Raw genomic sequence first — 13,260 nt, 5'->3', positions numbered from 1 at the left:
AGAAAAATGGCAACGCTTCTCTTCCAGGCGGCCGGCGCGGCACTGGGCGGCGTTTTCGGCCCCGTCGGTGCCGTCATCGGCCGCGCGGCGGGCGCTCTTGCCGGCAGTGTCGTCGACAAGGCGCTGATCAACGGCCGCTCCACCGTGCGCGGCGCCCGCCTGTCGAGCGCCCGCATTCCCGGCGCCGACGAGGGCACGGCGGTCAACCGCGTCTATGGCAGCGTCCGCATCGGCGGCACGCTGATCTGGGCGACGCGTTTCGAGGAGGAGGTGACGACCGAGCGGCAGGGCGGCAAGGCCACCGGCGGCACCCGCGTCGAGAGCTTCCGCTACTTCGCCAATCTCGCGGTAGGCCTCGCCGAAGGGCCGATCGGGCATGTCAGGCGCGTCTGGGCCGATGGCAAGGAACTCGACCTGACGGGGATCGAGATGCGTGTCTACCGTGGCGACGAGGCGCAGCTGCCCGATCCGCTGGTCGAGGCCAAGCAGGGTGCGGGCAACGCGCCGGCCTATCGCGGCCTTGCCTATGTCGTCTTCGAACGGCTGCCGCTGGATGCCTACGGAAACCGCATTCCGTTGCTGCAGTTCGAGGTCGTGAGATCGGTCGGCGAGCTGGAAAATGAGATCAGGGCCGTCTGCATCATTCCCGGCGCCACCGAGCATGGTTACCAGCTGGCGCAGGTTTCGGAAAGCCTCGGTGCCGGCAGTGCGCGCATTCTCAATCGCAACAGCCTGCGCGGCGCAAGCGATTGGGATATCTCGATCGACGAACTGATGGCGCTCTGCCCCAATCTCGAGCGCGTGGCGCTCGTCGTCTCCTGGTTCGGGACCGATCTGCGCGCCGGCCAATGCCGCGTCGTGCCTGGCGTCGAGGTTGCGAGCCGCGCGGAGGAAAGCGCACCGTGGTCCGTCTCCGGCGTCACGCGCGCCGCGGCCCGTCTCGTCAGCCGCAGCAATGGCGGCCCGGCCTATGGCGGCACGCCCGATGATGCCAGCGTGCTCTCGGCGATCGCCGATCTCAAGGCGCGGGGCCTTCAGGTCTATCTCTATCCTTTCGTGATGATGGACATTCCCGCCGACAACGCACTCGCCGATCCCTATGGCGGCGCGCGTCAGGCGTCCTATCCCTGGCGCGGCCGCATCACCTGCGACCCGGCGCCGGGGCGACAAGGCAGCGCTGACCGTACGGCGGTCGCGCGCGGCCAGGTGCAAGCCTTCGCCGGCAATGCGCGAGCAAGCGATTTCACGATCGCGGGCGGCCATGTGACCTATCCCGGCGGCGAGGAGAGCTACCGGCGCTTCATCCTGCACTACGCGCAGCTGGCGCGTCTCGCGGGCGGCGTCGACGGCTTCCTGATCGGCTCCGAGCTGCGCGGCCTGACGCAGCTGCGCGACGGCGCGGATGCCTTCCCCTTCGTCGAGGCGCTGGTGCGGCTGGCGGCCGATGTCAGGGCGCTGTTGCCTTCAAGCAAGATCACCTATGGCGCCGACTGGAGCGAGTATTTCGGCTATCACCCGGCGGATGGCAGCGGCGACGTCTATTTCCATCTCGACCCGCTCTGGGCCTCGCCCGCGATCGATGCCGTCGGCATCGACAACTACATGCCGCTCGCCGACTGGCGCGACGGCGATCTGGCCAGCGCCAATCCCGACGGCTTCCGCCTTGCCGACGATCGAAACGCCTTGATGGCGGCGATAAGCGCGGGCGAGGGCTTCGACTGGTATTACCAGGATGGCGATGCCCGCAAAGCCCGGCAGCGCAGCCCGATCACCGATGGCCTGGCCGGCAAGCCCTGGGTCTTCCGCTACAAGGATATCGCCGCCTGGTGGGCCAATCCGCATTACGAGCGCATCGGCGGCGCCGAGCGCGGTCAGCCGACGGCCTGGGTAGCATCGTCGAAGCCGGTCTGGTTCACCGAGCTCGGCTGCGGCGCCGTCGACAAGGGCGCCAACCAGCCCAATGTCTTCGCCGACCCGAAGTCGGCCGAAAGCGGGGCGCCGTATTTTTCGACCGGCATGCGCGCGGACGGCATGCAGCGCCGGTTCCTCGAGGCGCACCATTTGCGGTGGGCCGGCGATGATGCGCCTGCCGGCATGGTCGATCCCTCGCATCTCTTCGTCTGGTGCTGGGACGCGCGGCCATTCCCGGCCTTTCCGCTGTCGACGGATATCTGGTCGGACGGAAACAACTGGCGCACCGGGCACTGGCTGAACGGCAGGCTGGGAGCCGGCACCTTGGCCGACGTCATGGCGGCGGTGCTGCGTGACCATGGCTTTTCGGACTTCGACATCTCCGAGGTGAGCGGCGACCTGATCGGTTACGTCAAGGGCGAGCTCGGTTCCGCCCGCGACCTGATCGAGCCGCTGCTGCAGGCATTCCAGATCGATGTCTTCGAGGATGCCGGCCTCCTGCGTTTCCGCTCGCGGGCCCGCGCCAGCATGCCGGCGCTGGCGATCACAACGCTTGTCGACAGGGAGGATGAGCCGCTGTGGCAGGAGACCCGCGGCCACGACAGCGATTTCGCCGCCGAGGCGGTGATGACCTTCTACAATCCCGATCTCGATTACGAGCAGGCAAGCGCCCGCTCGCACCGCGCCGGGCAGGCGACGAGCCGGCTGATCAAGCAGGATCTGCCGGCCGTTCTCGCCGAGGAAACGGCGCTCCATGCGGCCGAGGCGCTGTTGCGCGACAATCGCATCGCCCGCCGCTCGTTGCGCTTCTCGCTGGCGCCGGGCCGGCTGGATGTGCAGCCGGGCGATGTCGTCTCGCCCGCGGATGGCCCCGATGGCCGCTTCCTGGTGTCGCGCATCGAGGATGGCGATGCGCGCCGGATCGAGGCGCGGGCGTTTGCGCCGTCCGCTGGCGGCGCGCCGCCGGCCATGACCGACGGCCGCAATGGCGGCGGCACCGCGTCGAATTTGTTCAAGCCCGTCGTGCACCTCATGGATCTCCCGCGGTTCGACGGCGAGGCGGCGACGAGCTTCGCGCGCGGCGCGGTCTTCGCCAAGCCGTGGCGCACCGTCGGCCTGTCGTCGTCGGCGACGACGGAGGGATATCGGGGCAGGGCGGTCTTCGACCGTCCGGCAACCACGGGAACGCTTGTGGCCGCACTCGCGCCCGGTGTCACCGGCCGCTTCGACTGGTCGCAGGCGCTGGTCGTCGATCTCGCTTACGGCGAACTGTCCTCGGCGGCCGGGATATCGGTGCTGAACGGTGCCAATCGGCTGGCTGTGCGCTCGGCGAGCGGCGTCTGGGAAATCCTGTCCTTCCTGCAGGCCGACGAGATCGCGGCCGGCCGCTGGCGGCTGAGAGGATTGCTGCGCGCGCTTGCCGGCACCGAGGACGCGATGGTCTCAGGCCTTCCCGAGGGTGCCGCGGTCGTGCTGCTCGACGAGGCGGTCAAACCGCTCGGTCTGCGTGGCGACGAGGCCGGCCTGTCGCTCAACTGGATCGCCGAGGCGGCCGGTTCGCTTGCGATGGCGGGGCCGTTCACATTCGCGGGCGGCCTCAGGGCCGAGACACCGCTCGCGCCGGTTCACCTGCGCTGCCGACGCACCGAAGCCGGGGATGCCCGGATTTCGTGGACACGGCGCGGACGCGACAATGCCGACAGCTGGACCGGCGCCGACATTCCGCTCGACGAACCCTTCGAGCGCTACCGGGTCGAGGTGCTGGATGGTGTCGACGCCGTGATCCGGGCGGCGGAGGTCGGGACGCCGGAATGGACCTATCCGCTCGCCGACGAGGTGCTCGATTTCGGCGGGCGGCAGACGAGCCTCGCGGTCAGCATTCGCCAGATCGGCGAGCGCGTGCCGCTTGGGCTGCCCGCGCGGGCGATCTTTCAGACATGACATTTCAACAGAAGGAGAAGCACGATGCCTGAATTGAAAAACTGGTACAGCTCGAAGACGATATGGGGCGCCGTCGTTGCGATGATCGCTTCGGCTTTGCACTTTACGGGTGTGGACATCGCGACCGCCGATCGTGGCGAGATCGTCGATGCGATCGTCAACATCGCGGGCGCGCTGGGTGGCTTGCTGGCGGTCTACGGGCGGGTGACCGCGACATCGGTGATCAAACCGAAAACGTGAATCGCATGGGCGCGCGGCGGCGGGCGCGCTGCCGCCGACCGTGCCTTTCCGGCCACAGCAACGGTCCCCGCTGCGTTGCCGCCTGCTTTCGGCGCCTCTCAAAAGCCCCGGATTACAGTGCATTCATTTGCCATTCAGGTCTCCTGAGTACATAGTCAGGTCAAGTTGGTATCCATTGAAAGCATAGCACATGGCCTCTCCTATGAGCGTCGCAGCCTTGGCCGTTTGGCTGACGGTACCGTCGCCCTCACCGGATAATACGCACAACCTTTTGGTGCGCGTAGCAGGCGATTGCAGTGAAGCCGCCCAGCAGGTCGTGGACAAGACCGGGGGGCAGCTGCTCTCCGTTCAGCCCTCCGGCGACAGTTGCATCATCACCGTGCTCGTCCAGGGCAACGGCCAGCGACCGCGTAAAGTGACCGTCAAGGTTCCGATGTAGGCAGAATCGCCCTATCTAGACATCGAAGACATTAAGCGGAGCAAAGCGGACCGATGCGCATCCTGGTAGTCGAAGACGACGTCAATCTGAACCGTCAGCTGAGCGATACGCTCAAGGAGGCCGGCTACGTCGTCGATCAGGCGTTCGACGGCGAGGAGGGACACTTCCTCGGCGATACCGAACCCTATGACGCGATCATCCTCGATATCGGCCTTCCCGAACTTGATGGCGTCAGCGTTCTGGAGAAGTGGCGCGGCGCCGGTCGCGGCATGCCGGTGCTGATCCTGACGGCCCGCGACCGCTGGAGCGACAAGGTCGCCGGCATCGACGCGGGCGCCGACGACTATGTGACGAAGCCGTTCCACGTCGAGGAGGTGCTGGCCCGCATCCGCGCGCTCATCCGTCGCGCCGCCGGCCATTCGTCCTCCGAGATCGTCTGCGGCCCCGTCCGCCTGGACACCAAGACCTCCAAGGCCGTGGTCAACGGCGTGGCGCTGAAGCTGACCTCGCACGAGTACCGGCTGCTCGCCTATCTCATGCACCACATGGGCGAGGTGGTGTCGCGCACCGAGCTGGTCGAACACATGTACGACCAGGATTTCGACCGCGACAGCAACACGATCGAAGTCTTCGTGGGCCGCTTGCGCAAGAAGATGGGCGTCGATCTGATCGAAACGGTGCGCGGTCTCGGCTACCGCATCCAAGCGCCGACCAATGCGAATTAAGTCTCTCACCGCACGCGTCCTGCTTCTGACCACGATCTGGTCGACCGTGGCGCTTGTCGTGATCGGCCTGTTGATCTCGACGCTCTATCGCAAGAGCGCCGAGCGCGGCTTTCAGGATCTCCTGCGCGCCCAGCTTTACAACGTCATCAACTCTGTGGCGATCGGCGATCAGGGCGCGCTGTCGGGGAGCCCGCAACTCGGCGACCTGCGCTTCGCCCAGCCCAAGACCGGCTGGTACTGGATGGTCGAGCCGCTCGGGACCTACACCGCCCCGCCGCTGGTTTCGCCTTCGCTCGGCGTCACCACCATCCCCGTTCCCTCCGTACTGGAAGCGCCGTTCGACAAGAATTACGAGCGCTACTACCAGGTGACGGACACCTCCGAAAACCGCATCCAGGTGGCCGAGACGGAAGTGGTGCTCGACACCGACGGACGCGCGGCGCGCTTTCGCGTCACCGGCAATGTCGGGGTCGTCGAGGACGACGTCCGCAATTTCTCCCACAGTCTCTATCTCGCGCTCGCCGGCTTCGGCGTCGGCAGTCTGATCGTCAACGCGCTCGCCATTCTCTATGGCCTGAAGCCGCTCGACAAGGCGCGCGCCGCGCTGGAGCGCATCCGCGCCGGCGAAAGCGAGCAGCTGAAGGGCGAGTTCCCGCGCGAAATCCTGCCGCTCGCCAACGAGGTCAACGCGCTGATCGACAGCAACCGCCGCATCGTCGAGCGCGCCCGCATGCAGGTCGGCAATCTCGCGCATTCGCTGAAGACGCCGATCGCGGTTCTGCTCAACGAGGCGCGCGTGCTGGAGCGCTCGCATGGCGAGCTGGTGAAGAGCCAGGCGGAATCGATGCAGGGCCAGGTGCAATCCTATCTCAACCGCGCCCGCATCGCCGCCCAGCGCAGATCCGTTCTCGCCCGCACCGACGCCGAGCCGGCGCTGGAACGGCTGGTGCGCGTCATGCGCCGCCTCAACGTCGACAAGGAATTCGACCTCGTCGTCAATCCGCCGCATCTGGCCGTGGCGCTGGAGCAGCAGGATCTGGAAGAGGTCGTCGGCAACCTGCTGGAGAATGCCTCGCGCTTCGCCGTGCACAAGGTCAGGCTTTCGGTCGCCGAAGCGCCCGATGACGTCAAGGGCGGGGAGGGCAGCGCCCGCCGCCATTGGGTCGAGGCGATCGTCGAGGATGATGGTCCGGGTCTGGAGCCCGACCAGATCCGCGAGGCGCTGAAACGCGGACGCCGGCTCGACGAGAGCAAGCCCGGCACCGGCCTTGGCCTGTCGATCGTCACCGAGATCGCCAACGAATATCAGGGGCGTCTGGAACTGTCGCGCGGCGAGTGGGGCGGGCTGAAAGCGCGCCTTATTCTTCCCGGTGTGACAAAGGATGTTGCGTGACGGGCGGCTTGATGCCAGAAAGGCACTTGCATAGCATGCTTTACCTTGGCCTGAGGCGGGTGGGCCTGCATCTGTGGCGCGTTTGACACCTTGTTCGGGTTCAGCTGGATGATACTTCGCTCAAAAGGCATAATTGGTCTTTCTCTCGTGGCATGCGTGACGTTGTCCGGTTGCCAGACGACGAAGAGCAGCCCGTCGTTCAGCCTTTTCGGCGGACACAAGACCTCGGCCTCCGCCTCCATCATCGAAGCCCTGCAGGGCGGCATCGTCGGGCGAACCGGCGTGACCTTGAGCAACAGCGACCGGCAGCGGGCGCTGGAAGCCGAATATCGCGCGCTCGAAGGGGCCGCCGCCGGTCAGGCGGTCGCGTGGAGCGGCCGCAACGTCAGCGGCAAGGTCGTCGCCTCTGCGCCCTATCAGGTCGGCTCGCAGAATTGCCGCCAGTACACCCACACGCTCACCATCGACGGCAAGGACACCCTGGCGCGCGGTTCGGCCTGCCGCAACGGCGATGGCAGCTGGTCGCCACTGGGCTGAACGAACGCCTGACGTCTCGCCCGCCCGGTAAGATGCGGCAAATTGCTTCAAATCATCGTCATCGCGGCTTTGCATATTGGAATGATCACGCGCTTCGAGTAATTGGCGATGATGATCTTCTGGATTCTCCTGGCCGTAATGACGGCATCGGTCGCCGCTATTCTGCTTTTTCCGCTCATGCGGGGCTCGAAGGCGGGGGAGGATAGCCGTGCCGGCGAGAGCGCGGTCTACCGCGACCAGCTTGCCGAGCTCGACCGTGACCGCGCCGTCGGCCTGATTTCAGCCGAGGAGGCCGAATACGCCCGCGCCGAGATCGGCCGCCGGCTGATTGCCGTATCGAGCGCCGGAGTTGCGGCCGCTCCCAGGCAGACACGCGGATATCGACGCGCCGCCGAGCTCTTCGTCATCGTAATGCTGCCGCTGACGGGGCTCTGTCTTTACATCATGATGGGCAGGCCCGATCTGCCCTCGCAGCCCCTCCAGGCGCGCCTGGAGAATCCGGGCAACGACATGGCGATTCTCGTCGCCAAGGCCGAGCGGCATCTGGCCCAGAACCCGGATGACGGCAAGGGCTGGGATATCCTGGCGCCGATCTACTTCAACACCATGCGTATCGCCGATGCCGAGACAGCCTACCGCAACGCCATCCGGCTGCTCGGCGAAACGCCGGTCCGGCTTGACGGGCTCGCCGAAACGCTGATGGCGGCATCGAGCGGTGTGGTGACCAACGATGCCCGCGACGCGCTGACGCGATCGCTGGCGCTGGAACCGGAAAACCCGCGCGCCCGCTTCTACATCGCGCTTGGCCTCGAGCAGGCGGGCAAGGCCGACGAGGCCCGCGCCGGCTTCGAGGCGATCGCCAGCCAATCTCCGGCCGATGCGCCATGGATGCCGCTGGTCAACGAGCATATCGCCAAGAACGGTGGCGCCCAAAACGGTGGCGCCCAGAAGGGTGGCGCCGAGACGGCGGCGGGCGAAAACGGCGGCACGCCGGCCGCCGGCAGCGCTTCCGCCGCGCCGGCCCCGCTCGGCGGACCGACGCAGGCCGATGTCGCGGCGGCTGACCAGATGAACAGCGGCGATCGCCAGCAGATGATCCGCGGCATGGTCGACAGTCTCGACGCGAAGCTGACCGAGAACCCCGACAATCTCGATGGATGGCTGCGGCTGGTTCGCTCCTATATGGTATTGAACGACAAGGACCGCGCGGCGGCGGCGCTGCAGCGCGGGCTTGCTGCTTTCCCCGCCGACGGCGAGAAGGGCAAGCAGCTGGTCGCGCTCGCCCGCGAGCTCGGTCTGCCGGCGGACGCCACGGCGACACAAGGAACGGTGCAATGACGCGCAAGCAGAAACGCCTTGCGGTGATCGGCGGCGGCATGAGCTTCATCGTCGCGGCCGTGCTGCTGGTCATGTTCGCCTTCAGCAATTCCGTCGCCTATTTCTACATGCCAGCGGATCTGGCGAGCAACCCGGTGCCGCCCGGAACCCGTATCCGCCTCGGCGGCCTGGTCGGCGAGGGCAGCGTCATCAGAGGGGCGGGTTCCACGGTGCGTTTCGCGGTGACCGATGCCTCGGGCGATCTGGTCCCCGTGCGGTTCACCGGCATTCTTCCCGATCTCTTTCGCGAGGGGCAGGGCGTGGTGACCGAGGGCACCTTCGAAAGCGGCAGCGACGTCTTCACCGCCGATACCGTGCTTGCCAAGCATGACGAGAAATACATGCCCAAGGACGTCGCCGACAGGCTGAAGCAGCAGGGGCTCTGGAAAGAGGACGAGGCGCGGAAATGATTATCGAAATCGGCCAATACGCTCTCATTCTGGCGCTCGCCACCGCGATCGTCGTTTCGATCGTCCCGCTGGTCGGCGCCAGGCGCATGGATCAGGCGATGATGGATGTCGGGCCGGTCGGTTCGCTGGTCACCTTCCTGCTGGTGGCCTTCTCCTTCGCCACGCTCACCTACGCGCATGTCTCGTCGGACTTCTCGGTCAAGAACGTCTGGGAAAATTCGCATTCGCTGATGCCGCTGATCTACAAATACTCCGGCGTCTGGGGCAATCACGAAGGGTCGATGCTCCTCTGGCTGCTGATCCTTGCCCTGTTCAGCGCGCTCGTCGCCCTCTTCGGCCGCAATCTGCCCGAGACGCTGAGGGCCAATGTGCTCTCGGTGCAGGCCTGGATCTGCGTGGCCTTCGCGCTCTTCATCCTGCTGACCTCCAATCCCTTCGAGCGCCTCGATCCGGCACCGGCCGAGGGCAAGGACTTGAACCCGATCCTGCAGGATATCGGTCTCGCCATCCATCCGCCGCTGCTCTATCTCGGCTATGTCGGCTTCTCCGTCTGCTTCTCGTTTGCCGTCGCGGCCCTGATCGAGGGCCGCATCGACGCCGCCTGGGCCCGCTGGGTCCGTCCCTGGACGCTGGCCGCCTGGACCTTCCTGACACTCGGCATCGCCATGGGCTCCTACTGGGCCTATTACGAGCTCGGCTGGGGCGGCTGGTGGTTCTGGGATCCGGTCGAGAACGCCTCCTTCATGCCCTGGCTCGTGGGCACGGCGCTGCTGCACTCCGCGCTCGTCATGGAAAAACGCGAGGCGCTGAAGATCTGGACCGTGCTGCTTGCGATCCTGACCTTCTCGCTGTCGCTGATGGGAACCTTCCTCGTGCGCTCTGGCGTGCTGACGTCGGTTCACGCCTTCGCCAGCGCCCCCTCGCGCGGCCTCTTCATTCTCTGCATCCTGCTGCTGTTCATCGGCGGTTCGCTGTCACTCTTCGCCTTCAGGGCGCCGAGGCTGACCGCCGGCGGCCTCTTCGCGCCGATTTCCCGAGAAGGCGCGCTTGTCGTCAACAACCTGATCCTGACGGTCGCCTGCGGCACCGTGCTGACCGGGACGCTCTATCCGCTGGTGCTGGAAACGCTGACCGGCGACAAGATTTCCGTCGGCCCGCCCTTCTTCAACATGACCTTCGGCCTCCTGATGGCGCCATTGCTCGTCATCGTGCCGTTCGGCCCGCTTCTCGCCTGGAAGCGCGGGGATATGCTCGGCGCCCTGCAGCGGCTCTACATGGTCGCGATCCTCGCCTTCGTCGTCGCGCTCGTCTTCTTCTATATCCAGCACGGCGGGCCGATCCTGTCGGTCCTCGGCCTAGCCGCCGGCCTGTTCATGGTCTTCGGCGCCATCGCCGACCTCTGGTACCGTGCCGGCATCGGCAAGCAGCGGCTGGATATTGCCTGGCGACGCCTCAAGGGACTGCCGCGCTCGGCCTTCGGCACGGCGCTCGCGCATGGCGGGCTCGGCGTTACCGTACTCGGCATCGTGGCGGTGACGACGTTCCAGACGGAAGGTGTCATTCAGATGAAGCCGGGCCAGGTGACGGACGCCGGCGGATACAGGCTGCGCTTCGACGGCATGAAGAAGGCCAACGGCCCGAACTTCACCGAAGAGCGGGGCCATTTCACCGTGTCCAGGGGTGTGGACGAGGTGGGCGATTTCTGGTCTTCCAAGCGTATCTACACCGCTGGCCAGATGCCGACGACGGAAGCCGGCATCCTCACCTTCGGCGCGAGCCAGCTCTACGTTTCGCTGGGCGATGCCGCCGACGACGGCAGCATGGTCGTGCGCATATGGTGGAAGCCCTTCATCCTGTTCATCTGGGGCGGCACGATCTTGATGGCGATCGGTGGCTTCGTCTCGCTCAGCGATCGGCGTCTGCGCGTCGGCGCCCCGCGCCGCAAGGCAAGGCCGGTGCAACCCGCCATGGAGCCGGCCGAATGATACGTCGCCTGCTTCTGGCCGTCATGCTGCTGGGCTTGTCGTTTCCCGCCTTCGCGGTCAATCCGGACGAGATGCTGGCCGATCCCGCGCTCGAGAGCCGAGCGCGCGCCATATCGGCCGAACTGCGCTGCATGGTGTGCCAGAACCAGTCGATCGACGATTCCAACGCGGAACTGGCGAAAGATCTCCGGCTGCTGGTCAGGAAGCGATTGACCGATGGCGACAGCGACCAACAGGTGATGAACTACATCGTGTCGCGTTACGGAGAGTTCGTTCTGCTCAAGCCGCGCTTCGGGACGAAGACGGTTCTGCTGTGGGGCGCGCCGATCCTTCTGGCGTTGCTGGGCGCTCTGTCGCTCGTCGTTTTCGCCCGGCGCTATGCCGGGCAGCCGACGGGATCGCCGCTGACGACGGACGAGCAGGCCCGTCTGGACGAGTTGTTGAAGAAGTAGCGCCGTCCGTTTGTCCGCCATTCGCGCGAAAGGGACGGACATTACGAATTTTTCATGCCTCGGACAGTTCGCAGTAAGGTGTGCCGTTCTATATCTTCATCCATTGACCGATCCGATAATCGTCGGTCCCGTGGATCTGAATATAAAAAGGTGCGTCTCATGCTGAAGACTATCAAAGCTCCGTCGTTGTCGACCGTGCTCAAGGCCTCCACCGTCGCGGGCCTCGCCGCCGCCGTTCTGGCGACCGGCATTCCTCTCCAACTCACGCCGTCCTACGCCGAGGCGGTCAAGGTCGAGGCGCCGTCCGTTCCGAGCTTTGCCAATGTCGTCGACGCCGTTTCTCCGGCCGTCGTGTCGGTTCGCGTCGAAAGCCGCATCAAGCCGGTCTCCGAGGAAGAAGGCAATGGCTTCTCCTTCGATTTCGGCGGCCGCAACTTCGATGACGTGCCCGATGCGTTGAAGCCGTTCTTCCGCCAGTTCGGCGAGGAACAGGGTCGTCGTGGACCTCCCGGCGCGCGTCCAGGCGGCCCGGGCCAGCATGACGAAAAGGGTCGCCTGCGTCCCGTCGCCCAGGGCTCCGGCTTCTTCATCTCGGAAGACGGCTACATCGTCACCAACAATCACGTCGTCGCAGATGGCGCGGCCTTCGTCGCCGTCATGAAGGACGGTACCGAACTCGAGGCGAAGCTGATCGGCAAGGACCCGCGCACCGATCTCGCGGTCCTGAAGGTCGACGGCAAGGGCAAGAAGTTCACCTACGTCAACTGGGCCGACGACAACAACGTCCGCGTCGGCGACTGGGTCGTGGCCGTCGGCAACCCGTTCGGCCTCGGCGGTACGGTGACGGCGGGTATCGTTTCGGCCCGCGGCCGCGATATCGGCTCCGGTCCTTATGACGACTATCTCCAGGTCGATGCCGCGGTGAACCGTGGCAACTCCGGCGGCCCGACCTTCAACCTCAGCGGCGAGGTGGTCGGCATCAACACCGCCATCTTCTCGCCGTCGGGCGGCAGCGTCGGCATCGCCTTCGCCATCCCCGCCTCGACCGCCAAGGACGTCGTCGCCGACCTGATGAAGAACGGCCAGGTCTCGCGCGGTTATCTCGGCGTGCAGATCCAGCCGGTCAACAAGGATATCGCCGATTCTGCTCGGCCTGTCCGAGGCAAGCGGCGCGCTGGTCGTTTCGGCGCAGGCCGGAACGCCGGGTGAAAAGGCCGGCCTCAAGGCTGGCGATGTCGTCACCGCTGTCAATGGCGAGACCGTCAAGGACGCCCGTGACCTCAGCCGCCGCATCGGCGCGATGACCCCTGGCAAGAAGGTCGAGCTCTCTGTATGGCGCTCGGGCAAGGTGCAGCCGGTGACGGTTGAACTCGGTACGCTGCCGGCCGAACAGCAGCAGGCCTCGACAGACGACGGCGATCAGGCGCCGGAAGCACAGACCCCGGCATCCGAGAAGGCGCTCGCCGATCTCGGCCTGTCGGTCGGCCCCGCCGACGACGGCAAGGGCCTGCAGATCACCGGCATCGACCCGAACTCCGACGCCGCCGACAAGGGCATCAAGGAAGGCGAGAAGATCACCTCGGTCAACAACCAGGAAGTCTCTTCGGCCGACGATGTGGTCAAGGTGCTGAACCAGGCGAAGAAGGAAGGCCGCACCCGCGCGCTGTTCCAGATCCAGTCCAAGGAAGGCAGCCGCTTCGTGGCCCTTCCGGTGGAAAACCAGGGCTAAGCGATCAGACTGAATGAGGAGCCGCGCCAGCGCGCGGCTCCTCCTGTCAAACCACCGCGGGTGACGACAATGACCTTCCAGCAAGACGATCACGCTTTGAGCCTTGCCGAAACACAGCCGG

The 13,260-nt window shown here is 65.9% G+C and carries 10 protein-coding genes and 1 pseudogene; all 11 read left to right on the top strand.

Annotation, left to right across the window (positions count from 1 at the left end; translation table 11 throughout):
* Nucleotides 1-6: 6 nt before the first annotated feature.
* The 11 genes and pseudogenes from P3R82_RS19525 to P3R82_RS19475 all read left to right on the top strand — a co-directional run bounded on the left by P3R82_RS19525 (nt 7) and on the right by P3R82_RS19475 (nt 13,139).
* Nucleotides 7-3,852 (top strand): glycoside hydrolase/phage tail family protein, encoded by a 3,846-nt coding sequence (locus P3R82_RS19525; protein ID WP_283194964.1) that lies wholly within the window; start codon nt 7-9, stop codon nt 3,850-3,852.
* A 24-nt stretch (nt 3,853-3,876) separates the two neighbouring features.
* Nucleotides 3,877-4,092 (top strand): hypothetical protein, encoded by a 216-nt coding sequence (locus tag P3R82_RS19520; RefSeq protein ID WP_183899442.1) that lies wholly within the window; start codon nt 3,877-3,879, stop codon nt 4,090-4,092.
* Nucleotides 4,093-4,282: 190 nt separating this feature from the next.
* The gene (locus P3R82_RS19515) at nt 4,283-4,531 is read left to right on the top strand and encodes a hypothetical protein (protein WP_283194963.1); all 249 of its coding nucleotides are present in this window, start codon (nt 4,283-4,285) and stop codon (nt 4,529-4,531) included.
* A 53-nt stretch (nt 4,532-4,584) separates the two neighbouring features.
* Nucleotides 4,585-5,256 (top strand): response regulator transcription factor, encoded by a 672-nt coding sequence (locus P3R82_RS19510; RefSeq protein ID WP_183899444.1) that lies wholly within the window; start codon nt 4,585-4,587, stop codon nt 5,254-5,256.
* On the top strand, nt 5,246-6,649 hold the full coding sequence (locus P3R82_RS19505) for a HAMP domain-containing sensor histidine kinase (protein WP_283194962.1): 1,404 nt from the start codon (nt 5,246-5,248) through the stop codon (nt 6,647-6,649). Before P3R82_RS19510 ends, P3R82_RS19505 begins: the two co-directional genes overlap by 11 nt.
* Before the next feature lie 108 nt (nt 6,650-6,757).
* Nucleotides 6,758-7,186 carry a hypothetical protein gene (locus P3R82_RS19500; RefSeq protein WP_283194961.1) on the top strand — a complete coding sequence of 143 codons (429 nt, stop codon included), beginning with the start codon at nt 6,758-6,760 and terminating at the stop codon, nt 7,184-7,186.
* 111 nt (nt 7,187-7,297) lie between these two features.
* A complete protein-coding gene (gene ccmI, locus P3R82_RS19495) occupies nt 7,298-8,524 on the top strand; it encodes a c-type cytochrome biogenesis protein CcmI (protein ID WP_283196381.1) in 1,227 nt (408 codons plus the stop codon).
* Nucleotides 8,521-8,973, top strand: a complete 453-nt coding sequence (ccmE, locus tag P3R82_RS19490; RefSeq protein ID WP_183899447.1) for a cytochrome c maturation protein CcmE — start codon at nt 8,521-8,523, stop codon at nt 8,971-8,973. The genes ccmI and ccmE overlap by 4 nt, the downstream gene beginning before the upstream one ends.
* The gene (locus tag P3R82_RS19485; protein ID WP_283194960.1) at nt 8,970-10,958 is read left to right on the top strand and encodes a heme lyase CcmF/NrfE family subunit; all 1,989 of its coding nucleotides are present in this window, start codon (nt 8,970-8,972) and stop codon (nt 10,956-10,958) included. Before ccmE ends, P3R82_RS19485 begins: the two co-directional genes overlap by 4 nt.
* A complete protein-coding gene (locus tag P3R82_RS19480; RefSeq protein ID WP_283194959.1) occupies nt 10,955-11,410 on the top strand; it encodes a cytochrome c-type biogenesis protein in 456 nt (151 codons plus the stop codon). Before P3R82_RS19485 ends, P3R82_RS19480 begins: the two co-directional genes overlap by 4 nt.
* A 159-nt stretch (nt 11,411-11,569) precedes the next feature.
* A pseudogene (locus P3R82_RS19475) lies at nt 11,570-13,139 on the top strand (Do family serine endopeptidase).
* Nucleotides 13,140-13,260 lie beyond the last annotated feature (121 nt).

The sequence above is a fragment of the Rhizobium sp. AN80A genome (genome assembly GCF_030053015.1).
GTDB classification, from domain to species: domain Bacteria; phylum Pseudomonadota; class Alphaproteobacteria; order Rhizobiales; family Rhizobiaceae; genus Rhizobium; species Rhizobium metallidurans.
This window is presented reverse-complemented; position numbering and strand designations above follow the sequence as displayed.